Annotated in this window: 18 protein-coding genes; 7 read left to right on the top strand and 11 right to left on the bottom strand. The window is 68.5% G+C overall.

What is annotated here, in order from left to right; translation table 11 throughout:
- Positions 1–52: 52 nt before the first annotated feature.
- From IE269_RS25190 to IE269_RS25180, 3 genes are all read right to left on the bottom strand, one after another.
- Positions 53–394: a hypothetical protein gene (locus IE269_RS25190; RefSeq protein ID WP_189825429.1), complete on the bottom strand. Its 342-nt coding sequence runs from the start codon at positions 392–394 to the stop codon at positions 53–55.
- A 95-nt stretch (positions 395–489) separates the two neighbouring features.
- Positions 490–1,209: an alpha/beta fold hydrolase gene (locus IE269_RS25185; RefSeq protein WP_189825428.1), complete on the bottom strand. Its 720-nt coding sequence runs from the start codon at positions 1,207–1,209 to the stop codon at positions 490–492.
- A 51-nt stretch (positions 1,210–1,260) separates the two neighbouring features.
- On the bottom strand, positions 1,261–2,211 hold the full coding sequence (locus IE269_RS25180; protein WP_189825427.1) for an alpha/beta hydrolase: 951 nt from the start codon (positions 2,209–2,211) through the stop codon (positions 1,261–1,263).
- Positions 2,212–2,967: 756 nt separating this feature from the next.
- On the opposite strand from IE269_RS25180, the gene IE269_RS25175 reads away from it, so the two are divergent.
- The 3 genes from IE269_RS25175 (at position 2,968) to IE269_RS25165 (ending at position 6,030) form a co-directional block, all read left to right on the top strand.
- Complete coding sequence (locus IE269_RS25175; protein WP_189825426.1) at positions 2,968–3,870, top strand: ribosome-inactivating family protein; 903 nt, start codon at positions 2,968–2,970, stop codon at positions 3,868–3,870.
- A gap of 22 nt (positions 3,871–3,892) precedes the next feature.
- Positions 3,893–4,411, top strand: coding sequence for a Rossmann-fold NAD(P)-binding domain-containing protein (locus IE269_RS25170; RefSeq protein ID WP_189825425.1), 519 nt, complete (start codon positions 3,893–3,895; stop codon positions 4,409–4,411).
- A gap of 389 nt (positions 4,412–4,800) precedes the next feature.
- Positions 4,801–6,030, top strand: a complete 1,230-nt coding sequence (locus tag IE269_RS25165; protein ID WP_189825424.1) for an IS256 family transposase — start codon at positions 4,801–4,803, stop codon at positions 6,028–6,030.
- A gap of 85 nt (positions 6,031–6,115) precedes the next feature.
- On the opposite strand, the gene IE269_RS25160 is transcribed toward IE269_RS25165, so the two are convergent.
- Positions 6,116–6,292: a hypothetical protein gene (locus IE269_RS25160; protein WP_229898200.1), complete on the bottom strand. Its 177-nt coding sequence runs from the start codon at positions 6,290–6,292 to the stop codon at positions 6,116–6,118.
- Between the two features lie 28 nt (positions 6,293–6,320).
- Positions 6,321–7,100 (bottom strand): DUF427 domain-containing protein, encoded by a 780-nt coding sequence (locus IE269_RS25155; RefSeq protein WP_189825423.1) that lies wholly within the window; start codon positions 7,098–7,100, stop codon positions 6,321–6,323.
- 199 nt (positions 7,101–7,299) lie between these two features.
- Here IE269_RS25155 and IE269_RS25150 point away from each other — a divergent pair, with 199 nt between their 5' ends.
- The 3 genes from IE269_RS25150 to IE269_RS25140 all read left to right on the top strand — a co-directional run bounded on the left by IE269_RS25150 (position 7,300) and on the right by IE269_RS25140 (position 10,385).
- Positions 7,300–7,770 carry a carboxymuconolactone decarboxylase family protein gene (locus tag IE269_RS25150; protein ID WP_189825422.1) on the top strand — a complete coding sequence of 157 codons (471 nt, stop codon included), beginning with the start codon at positions 7,300–7,302 and terminating at the stop codon, positions 7,768–7,770.
- Between the two features lie 120 nt (positions 7,771–7,890).
- Positions 7,891–9,606 carry an MFS transporter gene (locus IE269_RS25145; RefSeq protein ID WP_229898199.1) on the top strand — a complete coding sequence of 572 codons (1,716 nt, stop codon included), beginning with the start codon at positions 7,891–7,893 and terminating at the stop codon, positions 9,604–9,606.
- A gap of 422 nt (positions 9,607–10,028) precedes the next feature.
- Positions 10,029–10,385: a hypothetical protein gene (locus tag IE269_RS25140; protein WP_189825421.1), complete on the top strand. Its 357-nt coding sequence runs from the start codon at positions 10,029–10,031 to the stop codon at positions 10,383–10,385.
- A 286-nt stretch (positions 10,386–10,671) separates the two neighbouring features.
- Here IE269_RS25140 and IE269_RS25135 read toward each other — a convergent pair whose 3' ends face one another.
- From IE269_RS25135 to IE269_RS25115, 5 genes are all read right to left on the bottom strand, one after another.
- Positions 10,672–11,892, bottom strand: a complete 1,221-nt coding sequence (locus tag IE269_RS25135) for an MFS transporter (RefSeq protein ID WP_189825420.1) — start codon at positions 11,890–11,892, stop codon at positions 10,672–10,674.
- Between the two features lie 267 nt (positions 11,893–12,159).
- The gene (locus IE269_RS25130; RefSeq protein ID WP_189825419.1) at positions 12,160–13,074 is read right to left on the bottom strand and encodes an NAD-dependent epimerase/dehydratase family protein; all 915 of its coding nucleotides are present in this window, start codon (positions 13,072–13,074) and stop codon (positions 12,160–12,162) included.
- A 104-nt stretch (positions 13,075–13,178) separates the two neighbouring features.
- Entirely contained in the window at positions 13,179–13,622 is a 444-nt protein-coding gene (locus IE269_RS25125) for a carboxymuconolactone decarboxylase family protein (RefSeq protein ID WP_189825418.1), read from the bottom strand.
- A gap of 44 nt (positions 13,623–13,666) precedes the next feature.
- On the bottom strand, positions 13,667–14,284 hold the full coding sequence (locus IE269_RS25120; RefSeq protein ID WP_189825417.1) for a Type 1 glutamine amidotransferase-like domain-containing protein: 618 nt from the start codon (positions 14,282–14,284) through the stop codon (positions 13,667–13,669).
- A gap of 63 nt (positions 14,285–14,347) precedes the next feature.
- Positions 14,348–15,283, bottom strand: a complete 936-nt coding sequence (locus IE269_RS25115; RefSeq protein ID WP_189825416.1) for an NADP-dependent oxidoreductase — start codon at positions 15,281–15,283, stop codon at positions 14,348–14,350.
- A 241-nt stretch (positions 15,284–15,524) separates the two neighbouring features.
- Between IE269_RS25115 and IE269_RS25110 the strand changes: the two genes are divergently transcribed.
- The gene (locus IE269_RS25110; protein WP_189825415.1) at positions 15,525–16,454 is read left to right on the top strand and encodes a LysR family transcriptional regulator; all 930 of its coding nucleotides are present in this window, start codon (positions 15,525–15,527) and stop codon (positions 16,452–16,454) included.
- Between the two features lie 477 nt (positions 16,455–16,931).
- Here IE269_RS25110 and IE269_RS25105 read toward each other — a convergent pair.
- The coding region (locus tag IE269_RS25105) for a transposase (protein ID WP_189825414.1) at positions 16,932–17,204 on the bottom strand (273 nt) is incomplete at its 5' end.

Raw genomic sequence — 17,204 nt, 5'->3', positions numbered from 1 at the left:
GCTCACCGGGCTCGGAGCTGCCCCGGAATCGCTGTTCTTCCCGCGTCTTGGATCAGCGGCCGGAGCTGACGAGGAGCACCGTGCCCGCGAAGGTCAGCAGGGTCAGAATGGCCATGGCGATCAGCAGTCGGCGCATCCACCGCAGGAAACGTCGGCGCTGGGCCGAGTCGGCCTTGGCAATGCTGTCGACGATGTGCCGCGTCACCATCCCAGCGACGTACTTCTGCTCATCGAGGTACCACTCCTCGATATTCCTCTTCTGTTGGTGGGTCAGCTCCGCCGACTGCGCGATGAAGGCGGCCACGCGCAGACGGGCGGCACTGAGGTGGGCCTCCTGGTACAGGTAGGCCTCCATGTCGGCCAGCCCGCGGGTGGCCTGCTCTTCCATGCTCATAGATGCGCTCCCGAAGTCGGCGGCCCGGCGACGCGGTGGAGCCGGGCCATGAGGACGGCGCGATGACTCGCACCGCGCCTCGATACCAGGGCGGCTCAGCCGGTGGCCTTCACCGCCTCGTCGACAAAGCGGGCGACGTGTCCGGGACGGGAGACGGCGACCGCGTGAGAGGCGTCGACGGTCACGACCGTGGCCTTCGCACGTTCGGCCATGAAGATCTGCACCCGGGCCGGGATGTTGCGGTCCTTCGTCGCCACGAGGACCCAGGACGGAATGTCCCTCCAGGCGGGTGCGGAGGCCCCCTCGGCCAGCGCGGCGTCTGCCACGGGCCGCTGAGTGGCAGCCATCACCGCCGCGGTCGTCTCAGGGACGTCGGCGGCGAACTGCTGGTGGAACTTGCTCTCCTCGATGTAGAGATCCGCCACCCGGCTGCCGTCCGAAAGAGCGATCGGAACGGGGCGGAGCGTCTCCCCCAGGGTGCTGCCCGGGAATTTCTCGGACAGGGCGACCGCGCTCTCCCCTTCGTCCGGCAGGAAGCCGGCGACGTAGACGAGTGCTTTGACCTGGTCGAGTCCGCGTGCGGCGTTACTGATCACCGAGCCGCCGTAGGAGTGCCCGACGAGGACCACGGGGCCGGCTATGGACTCCACGAGCTGGCGGACGTAGTCGCTGTCCGTGCGCAGCCCGCGCAGTGGATTGCTCGCGGACACCACGTAATGACCGTGGGCCTGGAGCCTTTCGACGACGCCGTTCCAACTCGATGAGTCCGCGAACGCTCCGTGGACGAGGACGACGGTCGGTTTCTGTGCACTCATGAAGAGGACCTTTCGTTCAGCCGGTGTGCCCAGGACTTGGCGTGCACGGAATCAATCGGTGCCGAGGGCCTTGCGCAGGACACGGACGGCCTGCTCGATCGCCTCGGTGGAGGCCTGGGTTGCGCGGACCGGGTTCAGCATCATGAAGTCGTGCAGCGTGGCGTTGTACCGCACACTCGTGGTCGGCACACCGGCCTGGATCAGCTTGCGTGCGTAAGCCTCGCCCTCGTCGCGCAGCACGTCGTTCTCGTCGACGGCGACGAACGCCGGCGGCAGGCCCTGCAGTTCCTCCAGGGTCGCGCGCAGCGGAGAGGCGGTGACCTGATCCCGCTCGGCCGGGTCGGTTGTGTAGGCGTTCCAGAACCACTCCATGGCCTTCGCGGTCAGGTGCGGCCCGTGGGCGAAGGTGCGGTAGCTCTCGGTGTCCTGTCCCGCATCGGTGACCGGGTAGTACAGCGACTGGTGCAGGAACCTCACGTCGCCCCGCTGCTTGGCCAGGTGGGTGAGGGCGGCGCTCATGTTCCCGCCGACGGAGTCACCGGCAACGACCATGCAGGTGCCGTCAAGACCCTCCTCGCCGCCCCGGGCGGTGATCCAGCGGGCAGTGGCGTACGCCTGCTCGATCGCGACCGGGTACTTGGCCTCCGGAGAGCGGTCGTACTCGACGAAAGCCAGCGCTGCCCGCGCGCCCACGGCCAGTTCGCGCACCAGGCGGTCGTGGGTCCCGGCGTTGCCGAGGATCCAGCCCCCGCCGTGGACGTAGAGGATCACGGGCAGGACGCCCGTGCTGCCGACAGGCTTGACGATGCGCACGCGTACCGCGCCGACTTCCGCGGGGACGGTGATCCACTTCTCGTCCACGTCGGGCTTCTCGACCGGTCCGGACTGGACGTCGTCCAGCAACGCGCGGGCGCCCTCGACACCCAGTTCGTACAGCAGTGGTGGCTTGGCGGTGGCGTCGGCGAAATCCTGCGCGGCGGGTTCGAGAACGATGTCACTCATGGCACGGTCCTTTACGGGCGGTCGGTTCGGGAGGTCTTCTCCTCCGATGAGACCGGGGCGGGAGTCATTGTGTGACGCGCCGGGAGACGGGACGCGTCAACCGCCGAGCGACGAATGTCCCGGGAACGGATCCGGTTCGAGGGCGGTGATCGGTTCGCGCGGAGGGAGAGAAGCGCTGCGTTCACGAAGGAACTGCGCGTGAGCGAAGGGTCGGTGGAGCGCCGGCGGCGGGCCTGCGGCGCTGTGGCCGTGCCGCCCTCGCCTCGGCCGGGCCACCGAAGTGGCCGCAAGCAAAATGACCGCGGCAGCGCTGGGCGCCTTCCTCCTGTGTGAGGACGAGGCCGGGTACTTCGATGCCCCCGCTGGGGCCCGCACCTGGGGCGGGGGAACACGCAGGTGGTGCGGGTACGTGACCAGTCCCGACGCCGCTACTCGAACACCACCCTGTGTTGCTACCTGCCAGACACCCCTTCCCGACTGATCTGTCCTTCCTCGCAACGGAGTTGAACCCGTTTGAAGCCCTCTGGTCGCTGCTGCGACCAGCGCGGCCCACTGGCCCACACCGCCTTCACCGACGACGGCCCTGGAGGGCCCGAACACCGGTTGGCGCCTCCGCCCGCGCCCCGGGCCGCCGAGAGAGTTTTTGCGAGCCCCCCCCTTGGCAACAGGCTCAGTGCGCCTGTCTGTCACATGGGGAGAGCCTGTGCGGTCTTTGCGGATGAGGAAAAAGGTCCAGACAGTCGAAAGGAAGCTCAAGTGCTGTCAATCAATCGTGGGCGAAGCGGCGTGCTGCGTTTTGCAGTCGCCACACTCGCACCTCTCATGATTCTGATGGGATTGAACGTCCCCAGAGCCACAGCCGATACACCCAACGGGCGGACCACGTACATCGATTTCCACATCGATGCGGCAATCGACAACGTCCCTCACTACAGGACCGTCGTACAGCAACTCCGTACGGCCTCCGGCCACCTCGTCCACGGCAATGACATCTACGAGACCATGGGCCGGGGTCTGGATGCTGGGCTGGTAGCTCTCAACCTCTACAACGCCGACTGGGTCCACCAGACCACCTTGTACTTCAACGCCTCGAATCTCTACCTCGTAGGCTTCAAATCCCAGTCCGGGCAGGCATATCTCTTCTCGGATGCATCTACAAATGCCAGAGAGGAAGTCGGGCGAGAAGTTCGGGGCGCCCCTGTGGCGACCCTTCCTTTCTCGGGGTCGTACACCAGCCTGGTGAACACTTTGCCCGGCGCGGAGACGGAACCGACCACGATCGGCATCTACAACATCCAGACGAACGTGGAAAATCTGGCCAGGACCCCGAACGCCTCAGCGGCAACGGGGTACTACCGAGGAAACATCGCACGGGCCATGCTCGTCATGATCGGCGCATTCGCGGAGGCGGCACGGTTCCCCATGTTCCGTGACCAATTCGAGGCCGCATTCCGCCGCTTCGCCAACCCGAGCAATGTGGTGACTCCGACAATGCAAGCGTTGCGGACATCTTGGGGTCAAATGTCCCGCTGGGTAAGGCAGTTGATCAGCGGGCCGCCGCCCGCCCCAGCCATCTTCGGCAGCGGGGTCTACTTCTTCGTGCTGGCCACCTGGGAGGACGTGGAGAAGTATCTCCGCGCAATCAACGGGCAGAGGTAGCGGACGCGGAGCGCAGGGGGCCGTGGCGGGGGGCAAGGCGGACAGAACGCGACCCTCGCCGCAAGCAGCGAAGACACATCGGGCCTGCCTCGATTTCGCCGCCCGGGGAGTAAGCGCGAGGGTTGTCCGCCTCGCTCCTGCCGTCCACGGCCCCGACGACCACGGCTTCATCCCCCTGCTCGTCGCCACCGCACGGAAGACCGGCGTCTCGGCCCACGTCGGCGACGGCGCCAACCGGTGGCCCGCGGTGCACCAACTCGATGCCGCGGTCCTGTTCCGTCGCGAACCGGAGAAGACTCCCGCGGGCAGCGTGCTGCACGGAGTCGCCGAAAACGGCGTCACCATGAAGGGCATCGCGCAGACCATCGTCCGGGGCCCGGACCTGCCCCAGGCCTCCCTGCCCCCCAGCCAGGCCGCTGGGCACTGCGTCAGCCCGTTCATGGCCAAGGTCTACGGCTTCGATGCCCCCGTCTGCAGTACGCACACACAGGAACTGCTCGGCTGGTTGCCCGCTCGTCCGACACTGCTCGAAGACCTGTAGCACTGCGACTACCTGGCCATACCGACCTCCTGACCCGTCACACCCACCCGCACTCCGCCGTCGGTGTCCTCAGGGGCGTCCGGGTCGTGTACGGGCGGCAGCGCACGGCGAGGGCAGGACGTGATCGACTCCGCTGGCTGCGGTGACCGGGGCCAAGGACTCGTCGAAGGCCCGGCAGCAGCCCGGGCTGCCGGGAGCCCACCCCAGGGCGCGACTTGCAGAAGGACTCCTCCAACCTCGTGTGGCTGGTAGGGCTCCTCCAAGTAGACGGCCTCGTCTTGATGGCGTCCCGCCGGGTGGTGTAACAGCGATCTTCGTGTAGTCCCTGGTCATGAGGTGGCCATCGCGCAACTCTCCGAGTAGAGAAGCTCGTTGAGAGAGGTGACACGATGGCCTTGTCCCAGCATGACTTACTGCGCCTCATGGAGTCACTGCGTACGGCGGACGGAATCGAGCTGGTCCGGGTTCTGGCCCAGCGGATCCTGCAGGAACTCATCGAGGCCGAGGCCACCGCCCACATCGGGGCGGCCCCCGGTGAGCGCGCCGAGACGCGCACGACGATGCGCAACGGGCACCGCGAGAGGGTGCTGACCACGCAGGCCGGCGACCTGGACCTGGCGATCCCCAAGGTCCGCACCGGCAGCTTCTTCCCCAGCCTGCTGGAACGCCGGCGCCGCATCGATCAGGCGCTCTACGCGGTGATCATGGAGGCGTACGTGCACGGGGTGTCCACCCGCAGCGTGGACGACCTGGCCAAAGCCCTGGGCGGGGACAGCGGGATCTCCAAGTCCCAGGTCTCCCGGATCTGCGGCGCACTGGACGCCGAACTGTCCGTGTTCCGCACCCGGCCGCTGGACCACATCCGCTTCCCCTACGTCTACCTCGACGCGACGTACTGCAAGGCGAGGGTGAACCACAGCATCGTCTCGCAGGCCGTGGTGGTCGCCACCGGCATCACCGAGGACGGCGGACGCGAGGTCCTCGGCCTGATGGCCGGCGACAGCGAGAGCGAGGTGTTCTGGTCGGAGTTCCTGCGTTCCCTGCGCGAGCGCGGCCTGACCGGGGTCCGTCTGGTCATCGCCGATCACCACCTGGGCCTGGTCAAGGCGATCCGCAAGGTCATGCTCGGCGCCGCCTACCAGCGTTGCCGCGTCCACTTCCTGCGCAACGTCTTCGCCGTGATCCCCAAGGACGCCGCGGAGATGGTCGCCGCGACCATCCGCACGATCTTCGCCCAGCCCACCGCCGAGGCGGTCCGCTCCCAGCTCGACACCGTCGCGGACATGCTCGGGCAGCAGTTCCCGAAGGTCAGGGACATGCTCCTGGAAGCGAAGACCGATCTGACCGCGTTCGCCGGCTTCCCCGAGCGACATTGGAAGAAGATCCAGTCGACCAATCCCCTGGAGCGGGTCAACCGCGAGATCAAGCGCCGCGTCGACGTCGTCCAGATCTTCCCCAACCCCGCCGCCCCCGAACGCCTCACCACCGCCGTCCTCATCGAGATGCACGACGAATGGATCGCCTTCCCCCGCAGCTACCTCCCCAAGGGCGGCATGGACACGATCTCCCCCCACGCACAAGATCAACCCGACACGGTTACACCACTACAGGGGACATGACCCTCGTCTTCGTCGAGTTCGACGTCCATCGCGGCAAGCGCGTCGGCCGGCTGGGCCGGCTTGGTGACCCCGACGACGGGCGAGGTCACCGCCGGGTTGCGCATGACCTGGCCGTGTCGAGGAGGTTGATGCCGCCGTTCAGGGCCTGCTTGACAATGGCCCGGCCGGCGTCCGCGCCCAGCGACCAGGTCTCGCCGCCCCTGCCCGGCGCGCCGAAGCTCATGCAGCCGAGGGGGACGGCGGAGACATCTCGGTCCGGCATGAGGAGGCGGCGCCCTCCCCGCGGGTTCTTAAGTCCGTTCGGTATCCGCGGACTTCGGCAGCAGAGTGCCGTCGACGTACAGGACGACGTGTTCGTTGTAGAACGCGGTCATGCCCGCGATCCGGTGGACATGGGTGGTCGGGAAGTCATAGGTCCAGGCGATGTCCTCGTGCGAGGCGGCATCGCTGTCGAAGGACCAGTAGTTGCTCGTCGTCCCCTTGTACGGGCAGCGTGTGACCGTGTCCGAGTGGCGCAACCGGGTCCAGTCAATGGTCGCGGGGTCGAGGTAGTAGCGGGTCGGCAGGCCGGTCTCGAAGAGCTTGACGCAGGTGTCTGCCTCCGCGAGCACGACTCCGTCCAGCTCGACCCGGACCCTGCTGTTCGCGCGCAGGGCGTCGACCCGGGAGTAGGGGCTGCGGGGGTGCACGAAGACCGGCTCGTCCTCTTCGAGCCAGGCATCCAGTGCGTCCCACTCAAAACGCACGGTGTCACGCAGAGCTCCCGGGGCGCCCTCGCCCCAGACCCACGCCACCCCCTCGCGGACCTCCGGTCCGACCTGAAGAGTGTGACGGTGTGCCGGGCCCGCCCCGAGCTGCTCCATGTGTCCGTCGTCGCGCAGCTCCCCGTCGACCAAGTCCCCGACAGGGATGCTGAATTGGGGATACGACTGCCATTCCCATACGTAGAGGGCGCGGCGGGTGTCGAACACCACCCGGCCCGCGAGCATCCCCCGGATGCGGCGCGGGACGGGCTCCACGTGACCGATCGGGGCGATGAGGCTCGGATACAGAACACTTTCGGTTGCCATGATGATCACCTTGTACTCGCTGACGGTGTGCTGTGATGCTAGCGGGCTGGGTCCGGCAGCCGGGACAGTGGTTCGCTCGCTTGGTTCGTGGTACCAGCATCTTCACACGGTGTCTCAGGGACCCGGGACTCGCGGTGTCACAGATCCAGCAGGTTTCTGGTCAGTGGACCGTAACTGTTCCGCACCCAAGGAGATCCCCGTGGAAGCTCGCATCAACTATTTCGGCAACGCGCTCGCCGGCAAGGTCATGAAGCACCTGAACTCGGCCGGGGCTGCGGTGCACTCTGCCCTGCCGGTCGCCACTCAAGAGCTGGTGAAGATCCGTGCCAGCCAGATCAACGGCTGCGGCTTCTGCACCGACATGCACACCAAGGACGCCACCGCCGCCGGCGAGGAGCAGCAGCGGCTGAACCTGGTGGCCGTATGGCGTGAGGCGACAGTCTTCACCGAGCCCGAGCGCGCGGCCCTGGAACTGACCGAGCAGGGCACGCGCGTCGCGGACGGCTCGGCGGGCGTGTCGGACGAGGCATGGGCGAACGCCGCGAAGCACTACGACGAGGACCAGCTCGCGGCGCTCATCTCGCTGATCGCGGTCATCAACGCCTACAACCGCATCAACATCATCAACCGTCAGCCGGCCGGCGGCTACAAGCCCGGCATGTTCGGCTGATCCCACCGCGTCGGCCCGGCCGGACGCGCGGGTCCGTCGCCCGGCCACCCCGGCCATCGGCCGAGCGACGGACCCCGGCCCCCACTCCGTACCAGCCGGACGACGAAGCCAGGACACGACATGAGGCACTCTGCCGCCGCTGACGAATCCGCCCCCGACCCCGTTCCCTCGCTCCGGATCGCCAGTGCCCGGGGCAGGTGGACCCTGCTCGCGACGGTGCTGGGATCGAGCGTGGTCCTGCTCGGCTCCACCGTCACCAATGTCGCGCTGCCGCGCATCGGCCTGGACTTCGGTGCCGACCTCGCCGTGCTCCAGTGGACGGTGAACGCCTACATGCTGACCCTCGCGGGCCTGATCCTGCTGGGCGGCTCCCTGGGCGACCGGCTCGGGCGACGGCGAATCTTCGTCGTGGGCGTCGTATGGTTCGCAGTCGCCTCGCTGCTGTGCGGGCTCGTCCCAGACGCCGGCACACTGATCGTCGCCCGGGCGCTGCAGGGCATCGGCGGCGCGCTGCTCACTCCCGGCTCGCTCGCGATCATCGAGGCCTCCTTCCACCCGGACGACCGGCCGCGTGCAATCGGTCTGTGGTCCGGCTTCGGCGGGGTCGCGGCAGCCCTCGGGCCGTTCCTCGGCGGGTGGCTGGTCGACGGCCCCGGCTGGCGCTGGACGTTTCTGCTGAGCATCGTCCCGGCGCTCGTGTGCGTGCCCGTCGCACTGCGGCACGTCCCGGAGTCCACGGGCGGGCCGCGCGAGGAAACGGGGGTGGCCACAGGTGTTGCCGGCCGGGAGCGTCGGGCCTTCGACGTACCCGGTGCCGTCCTGGGCGCCCTGGCCCTCGCCCTGACCACCTACGCACTGACCGCGGCACGCGACGGTGGTTTCGTAGCCGTCGCCGCGGCGGTCGGCGGCGTCGTCTGCGGCGCTGTCTTCCTCCACTTGGAGCGACGCAGCGCCGACCCCATGATGCCGCCGGCGATCTTCTCCTCCCGGCAGTTCACCACCATCAACCTGATCACACTGTGTGTCTACGCGGGCACCGGCGGATTCTTCTTCCTGACCGCGCTGCAACTGCAGATCGTCGTCAGGTACTCGGCCCTGGCCGCCGGCGCGGCCATGCTGCCCACCACCGTGCTGATGCTGCTGTTCTCCTCCGGCTCGGGGGCACTCGCCCAGCGCCTCGGGCCCCGGATCCCGCTCACGCTCGGACCATTGGTATGCGGCGCGGGCATGGTGATGATGCGTCGGGTCGGGCCGGGCGCGTCCTACGCGGCCGACGTCCTGCCCGCGCTCGTGGTGATGGGAACCGGCATGGTCGTCCTCGTCGCCCCGCTGACCATGACTCTGCTGGCCTCGGTGGACGCCTCGAACGCCGGGCTGGCAAGCGGCATCAACAACGCCGCGGCCAGGGCGGCCGGCCTCGTGGCCGTGGCGGCGCTACCGCTCCTTGTCGGGATGGGGCCGGACCCCTACCGGTCGGGCGCCGCCTTCGATACGTCGTTCCGCAGGGCCATGCCGCTGTGTGCGGGGCTGCTGGCCGTTGGCGCGGCACTGGCCTTCGCCCTGTTGCGGCAGACCACCGTGGCACCGCACCAGCGACAACACACGGCCCACGGCTGGCTGTTGGAGCCCCCACTGGTCGTATCGGTGCTTCGACGGGAAGTACGACCAGCACCCCGTCTACGACGCCATCTGCACGAGCCTTCGGCCCCCCTTCGCCGTCACCCGTTCAGCCCGACGAGGCGGCCAGAGCAGGGAAATGAGGACCACGGCCGGCCCTCCGGGAAGGTCAACGCCATGGACAGCGGGACGGCGCCGGCCGGCCCGGAGAGCAGGTAGCCGCTCGCGGCCCGTCCCCGATCCTGGCGGGCGTTGTGGATCGAGCACGGCTCGCTTGGCGGGTTCCGGATCAGTGACGCGGAGGTTCAAAGAGCGGATCAGCACCCGCGTGAGGCGCGCCAAACCTCCCCAAGGGACAGCCGGGCGGCTGACGAAGCCCGTGGCCAACTGGCGGGAGCCCAAGCCTCACCGCCACCCCGCTGGCCGGGACACTGTAGATTCAGGCTGCGCCCCTGGCCCGTCCGCGTCACGGACTCGCTAACCGCGTGGGGGTATTGGGCGGACGTCGTGCGACTCGGCGGCTCGCCTTGCAGGCAGGGCGTCTTCCCACATCAGTAGCCGTCATTCCTCGGTGAACACCCCCATGCCGGGCCCGGGATCACCGGCGGTGGCCACCAGAATCTGCCAGAGGGCAGGCAGTCGTGCAGCGCCCGGCTGCCGACCGGTTCGATGCTGAGCCGGTATCCCTGCATCCGTGCATCGGACGCGGTGTCGCGCTCGTACACTGCGACGTCGATTCCGGCGGTAGGCAGACCCTGCGCCCATCACAGGCCGCTGATGCCTCCGCCGATGATGATGACCCGGAGGCGACCCGGCAGAACGTGCAGCGGGCTCCGCCAGCCCTCTTCCTGGCTGGTGATGATCTCCCGCAGCTCGGGGCCGCGCCGGGCCCGAAGATCCAGTTCGCGCAGAACGATGTGGAGTTCCGGCTGGTCGATGATCTTCTGGCCAAGCGTGGCCAGGTGGTGCCGCAGGCGCTCGACGGGGCTGCCGTTTGACGGCGTGGTCGTACAGGGCTTCCTTGTGGATTCCGAGGTCCCGGGCCACCTGGGACACCGGGCGTTCGGGGTGCAGGTATCGGAACAGTGCCTTCCCGTCTGCCGAGGCGATCGTGCCCGGCTTCTGAGCCGCCACGAAACCCAGTTCAGGTCAGCCGGCGGTGGGAGGATGTGGCCACGCCTGAGTCCAGGTATTGATGAATTGTTCGTAGTGGCGGGCGAGCCGTCGGGCGCCATCGTTCGCCCTGTCGAGCATGGCTTGCAGCCGGTGATCGGTGGTGTGACGTCAGGCTGCCTTGATCACCGAGGGCGCCGTGAGCGGGCGGGCTGCGGTGGCCCGGCGGGCCGTGGGGCCCATGGCGAGGGAAGCGGCCAGGAAGAGCGTGCCGAGCAGGAGCCAGCCCAAGGTTCCTACGCCTGTCAGCAGAGTGGTGAGCGCCAGGGGTCCGAGGGTACGGGCGACGGTGACGCCGGTGCCGAAGAAGGCCTGGTACTCGCCGATCCGGTCGTCCGGGGCGAGTTCGAAGCCGAGTTGCCAGGAGCCCGCGGACTGGAGCATCTCCCCGGCGACCAGCAGTGCGGAGCCCGCGAGCAGGACGGTGACGGCCGCCCAGGTCGGCGTTCCTGCGGAGAGGGCGAAGACCGTGCAGGTGAGGAGCATGAGGGCACCAGAGCTGCGGAGGGCCTTGACCGCTGTGGGTGTGCTGGTGACGGAGCGGGCGGTGCGGACCTGGAAGAGCATGACTGCGACGGTGTTGAGGAGGAAGAGTGCGGAGACCAGCCAGGCGGGGGCGGTGGTGCGTTCGGTGATCCACAGGGGCAGGCCGAGGCTGAGCAGGGGCATCCGCAGCAGCAGCACCATGTTGAGGAGGGTGAGGACGGCGTACGGGCGGTCGCGCAGTACCGCGAGTTTGACCCCTTTGGGGGTGGGGAGCGGGGCCACCGTCGGCAGGCGCAGCAGGACAAGCGCGCAGAGCAGGAAGCTCGCCGCGTCGGCTGCGAAGGCGGCCAGGTAGGCGCTGCGGGTCCCGGCGGAGAGGGCAAGGCCACCGAGTGCCGCACCGATGGCGAGGCCCGCATTGAGGGTGGACTGGAGGTGGGCGAGCGCGCCGGTGCGTTCTTCTTTGGCGATCAGACCGGCGAGGAGTGCCTGCCTGGCGGCAGCCAGGCCGGACTGCGCGGTGGCGTAGAGGCAGGCGGCCAGGAGGAACGGCAGGAAGTCCCGTACGGCAAGGAAGGCGGCCACGGCAGCACTGGTCGCGAGGGCGAGCAGTGCTGCCGTGCCGCGCGGGCCCCTGCGGTCCGCGAGGCGTCCGAGAGGTATTCCGACGATCGAGCCGATGGCCCAGGCCACCGCGAGGCCGAGGCCGGTCCTGGTGGGGGCGAGGCCGACGACCTGGGTGAAGTAGAGCGCGGAGGTCACGTAGAACGCCCCGTCGCCGACGGAGTTGCTCAACTGGGCCAGTGCGAGGGTGCGTTGGGGTCCTGCAGGTGGTAGTAGCTTCATCGTGTCCCTGACCGTGATTGGGTGCGGGGTTGAACTGAAACCGTTGGGCGACGCGGTGGGCGAGCCGCTTCGCCGTGGAGCGGCAGGAGCATCGCTCTCGCAGGGGGTCTGTGCCGTCGGGGTGGGCAGAAGCTGCTGTGAAGCCGGTGTCTGGGTCGGAGTGCGACGAGCGGCGCGCGCACGGTCCCCTCGCACGCCTCCGTTCGGGCAGCCCGCGCCGCCCCCTTGCGCATCGCTCACGCGGTCGGATGCCGGTGGGGGAGCCCATCACTGGGAGTGCCGGTATTCCTTCTCGATCCAGTCCAGGACGGAGGAGTGTGCGGGGTGCCAGCCCAGTTGGGCCGCTCCGCTTCGTACTCGGCTGTTGGAGGCGAGTACGTACGAGGCGAGTTCGTGCCCCCAGAAGGCGAAGGCGGTCTCCGCGTCCCAGGATTCGGCGGGGCCGAGGCCGAGTGCCGAGGCGAGCGCGGTGCAGATGTCGGCGAACGAGGCTTCGCCGCTCTCGACGAAGTAGAAGGATCCGGCCGGCGCGTCGGTGAGGGCGTACAGGTAGAGGTCGGCCATGTCGTCGATGTGCACGGTCGACCAGATGTTGCGGCCCTCACCGATGTACCGCGCGACTCCACTGTCGCGGGCTTGCCGGGCGAGTACGGGAATCTGCACGCTGTCGCGCGCCATGCCCCGGCCGCGCCCGTAGACAAGGGAGTTGCACAGTACGACCGAGCGCACGCCGCTGCTCGCCGCGTCCAGGACGAAGCGGTCGAGGGCGACGCGAGCCTCCTTCTCCTTGACGGGCCGCCAGCTCGACCCCGGGGCGACGATCATCTCCTCGGTGAAGATCTCGTCCGCGGCCGCACCGCGGGAGTCGGTGCTGACGATGCTGGAGCCGCTGGTGTGCACCAGGGGGCGGCCGGTGCCCGCCAGCCCGTGGACGAGTGCCTCGGCGGCTGCTCGGTGGTCGCTGTCTGCGGCGTTGACGACCGCGTCGGCCGCACGAGCTCGTGCGGTGAGCAGTGCGCCGTCGTCGAGCGTGCCGAGGACGGGGGTGATGCCTCGGCGCTCCAGTTCGCGGGCCTTGTCCTGGGTACGGACGAGACCTTCGACCTGGTGTCCGGAGCGCAGCAGCCGATCAGCGACCGAACCGCCCAGGTAGCCGGTGGCCCCGGTGAGGAAGACGCGCATGGGGAAACTCCACTTCACTTATGCCCAAAGGGTGATGCGTTTTTGACTGGGCCGGGGTCCTGGGTGGTTGTGCCAGCGGTGTGGCGGTCCGGCCGTGACCTGTGTCAGCCGAGCGGCCAGGGCCGGGCGGTGGCGCCGAGCCGGTTCCAGGTGTTGATCACGGTGATGGTCCAGATCAGCTCGGCGAGTTCGACTTCGGTGAATTCGGCTGCCGCCCGGTCGTACACGTCGTCGGTCACGGGGCCGTCGGTGAGGCGGGTGGCCGCTTCGGCCAGCTCCAGGGCGGCCCGCTCGCGGTCGGTGAAGAAGGGCGTTTCGCGCCATACGGGCAGTGCGTAAAGGCGCTGCTCGCTCTCGCCTCCCGTTCGTGCGTCCCTGGTGTGGAGATCGACGCAGTAGGCGCAGCCGTTGAGCTGGGAGACGCGTGCCCGTACCAGTTCCAGCAGCGCAGGTTCGAGGCTGACTTTCCGGGAGGCGGCGTCGAGCGCGTTGAGCGCGCGGTTGATGTGCGGGGCGAGCTTGTCGACGGGCAGCCGGACGGATGTCACAGGGTTCTCCTTCGAGGGGTGATGCGGATTGATGGGTGTGGCGGTCAGGTGACGACGGTGACCTCGCCGTCGCGGAAGACGCGGTAAAGGACCCTTTCGCGGTCGTAGCGCTCCACGACGCGCTCGATCGACTCGCTCTCGGGGATCGGCGAGCGGTAGTGGGGAACGAAGGCGTAGTCCAGGAGGCCGAGACCTTCCCAGTGCACTTGTTGGCCGTAGGCGGTGACGGCGTCGTCGGGGTCGTCGACGAGTTCGAGGCCGCGCAGGCTGGGTGACAGGACGCATGCGCCGGCGCTCCAGCCGGCGTAGACGAGGGCGTCGCGATGCAGCAGGTCGGTCAGGATGTCGTCGGCGCCGCTGAGGGCCATTGCCAGCCGCAGGACGAACGGGTTGCCGCCGTGGACCCAGATGACGCCGAAGGCGGACAGCCGTTCGGCGAGCGTGTCTGCGTCACCGAAGTGGTCTCTCAGGTCCACCTCGGTCACCTGGTAGCCGCGGTCGCGGAGCATCGCCGTCTCCCGGTTGGTTGCCTGTTGCCTGTGCGGGCCGGGGAGGGCATCCAGCGCGTTGCCGACAACGGCTGCGGCTCTGGCACCGCCTGCGAGGTCGTCCAGTAGGTCGGGGGAGTCTCCGAGCTTCCAGGAGGAAAGGAAAAGGCGCATGGTCCTGCTCTCGTGACAAAGGGGCCAGAGGCCGGGGATTCCGGAACGGTGTGCTCCGGAGGGTCAGCCGGAGACGGTGAGCACGATCTTTCCGGTGGTACGGCCCGTCTCGCCGATCTCGTGGGCCTTGGCCGCGTGTTCGAGCGGCAGGACCGTGTCGACGCGTACCCGCAGTCGGTGGGACGCGGCGAGGGAGGCGATCTCCTTCATTCCCGCCTGGTCGGCTTCGGTGATCATGAAGACGGCACGCAGTCCGAGCGCTCGGGCCCGGTTCGCCAGGTGAGCCTCGGCGGGGGAGGCGAGCGAGACGACGATGCCGCCCGGGCTCAGGGTCTTCAGGGAGCGCGGCCCGTAGTCGCCGCCGATGGTGTCGATGACGACGTCGACGTTCTGGGCGGCTTCGGAGAAGTCGGTGCGGGTGTAGTCGATGACCTCGTCGGCGCCCAGTCCTCGGACGAAGTCATGGTTGACGGAGCGCGCGGTCCCGATGACGTGTGCGCCACGTGCCTTGGCGATCTGCACGGCCAGATGTCCGACGCCACCGGCCGCGGCATGGACCAGCACCCTCTGGCCGGCACGCAGGTCGGCCGTGTCGACCAGGGCCTGCCATGCGGTGAGCGCGGCGAGGGGGAGGGCCGCGGCCTCCACGTGGGAGAGCCCCGGCGGCTTGGGAACCAGGTGCCGGGCGGGCGAGAGCACGTACTCGGCGTAGGTGCCGGCCGGAGCAGGCTGACGCGGCATGCCGAACACCTCGTCACCGGAACCGAACAGGGTGACACCCGGCCCGGCGGCTTCGACCACACCGGACACGTCCCAGCCCAGGCAGATCGGTACGTCACCCGCCAGTCCTCCGGTGGCCCGGTGCCACCAGTCGGTCGGGTTCACCCCCGCCGCACGCACCCGGACGAGCACCTCGGCGGGGCCGGGCACAGGGCGCGGTACCTCCACGATCTTCAGGACGCCAGGTCCGCCGAAGGAGTCCTGCCCGATGGCGCGCATAGTGAGGTTCCTTTGTGTGTCCGGCACGCCGTCCGCAGTGGGGCGGCTGTGCGCGTGGAAAAAGCGGAAGTACCGTGTCCGCAGGGGAGGGCCCAGGGCCGGAACGACGAGCCGGGAGCCTCTAGCGGGGAGTGCAAGTGCCTTGCTGAGCAGGCCCGTTCAGACTCCTACGGGTCCGATGAGCCAACAAGCTGGCATAGTGCAACGGTCGTTAAGGTGGATTTAACTTCCGGAGGAACGAGTGCTGGAGCGGCTTGAACTGGAGGCGTTTCTGACGCTGGCTGAGGAGTTGCACTTCGGCCGCACGGCTGAACGCCTGCACGTCAGCACCGCCCGGATCAGCCAGACCATCAAGAGGTTGGAACGACGCATCGGCACACCGCTGTTCGAACGCAGCAGCCGTCATGTCTGCCTCACCGAAGCAGGCCGACTGCTGCACGCGGACGTGCGCCCGGGCTACGACCAGATCGAGGCAGGCGTGGAGAAGGCGATCAATGCCGCCCGCGGCATTGATCGCCTTCTCAGGGTCGGGTTCCTCGGCGCCGCCGCGGGACAGCTCTTGGCACAGGCCGCTCGGCTCTTCGACCAGGGGCAACCCGGCTGGCGGGCCCGCCTGAGGGAGATGCAGATCGTCGACGGCCTCCGGCGGTTGCGGGCGGGCGACGTCGACCTCCTGGTCGTGAGCCTGCCGCACCACGAACCCGACATGGTCACCGGACCGGTCCTCTTCTCCGAACCCCGAGTGCTGGGAGTGTCGTCCGGCCACCCGCTCGCCCGCCGGGACAGCGTCTCGCTGGAAGACCTGGCCGCGGTCAAGATGCTGCAGGTGGCCGAAGCCTTTCCCGACTACTGGCGTGCAGACCGCACACCCTGCCGGACGCCTGCGGGCCGCCCCATTGCTTCGGGCCCCCAGTTCGAAACGCTCCAGGAGGCCCTCGCGCTGATAGACGCCGACGAAGGCACCTTCGTCATGGGCGCCCAGGTGTCACGCTTCTACGCGCGCCCCGGCGTCACCTATGTGCCGCTGACCGATGCACCGCCCCTGGAATGGGCACCCACCTGGCTCGTCAGCAATACCGCCCCGGAGATCCTCGCCTTCAACCGGGCTGCCCAGCATGTCGCTGTTCGGCTTTCTCCTGCTGCTCCCTCTACTCCGGCTGCCCGGGACTGACGTCTGTCCCTGCCCCGACCCCGACCCCGACAGCGTGCCCCGTTCGGGCCGCGAACCGGATCAGGTTCTGCGAGACGACTGCCGAGGAGGACGAACAGCAGGACGAGCGCGGCCAGGAGCAGGATCCGGCACCTTGGAGTTCGAGGCCCGGGTTCCACCCGGCGGAGAGCTCACCTTGGTGCCCGGAGCCCTGCGGGACTCCCTCGCGCAGTCCATGGCCGACCACGCCGTCACGGTCTGGGCAGGCCAGCGCAGTGCTCACCTCACCCTGGATGATCACTTGATCAAGACCGTCGCTTCACGGCTGACGCCGGCAGACCTGCGCTGGCTGAGCATGCGCGGGGCCCGGCCAACTGGTTCGCTTTCACCACGCGGTGTCCAACCTCGCTGAGGAGATGGTGGTGCCTGCTGGTGTCGTCAATGCATCGGTAGATGGTGTCGCCATGGTGCTGAGCCCACTGCGGAGGCGATGTGTCGTCATCCGTTTGCGGTGGTGTGTACGTTCTCGGCGCGGAGGCGGGCGCAGACGAAGTCCAGCGGCACGGCTGCGTCGATCTTGCCGTCGGTGCGCTGCCAGAGCAGGTCCGGCTCCATGCCGACGATTCTTGCGCCGAGGACGTTGACCCGGCGGTTCCGGGTGTCCTCCTTGGGCACCACGGCTCGCTGCCCGACCCGTGACCAGGTGTGTCCGGTGGGCATCGTCGGGGCGAAACCGGACTCGTCGATGAAGATCAGGTCGCGTTCTCCGGC

This window comes from Streptomyces spiroverticillatus (assembly GCA_014650415.1).
GTDB lineage: Bacteria > Actinomycetota > Actinomycetes > Streptomycetales > Streptomycetaceae > Streptomyces > Streptomyces spiroverticillatus.
This window is presented reverse-complemented; position numbering and strand designations above follow the sequence as displayed.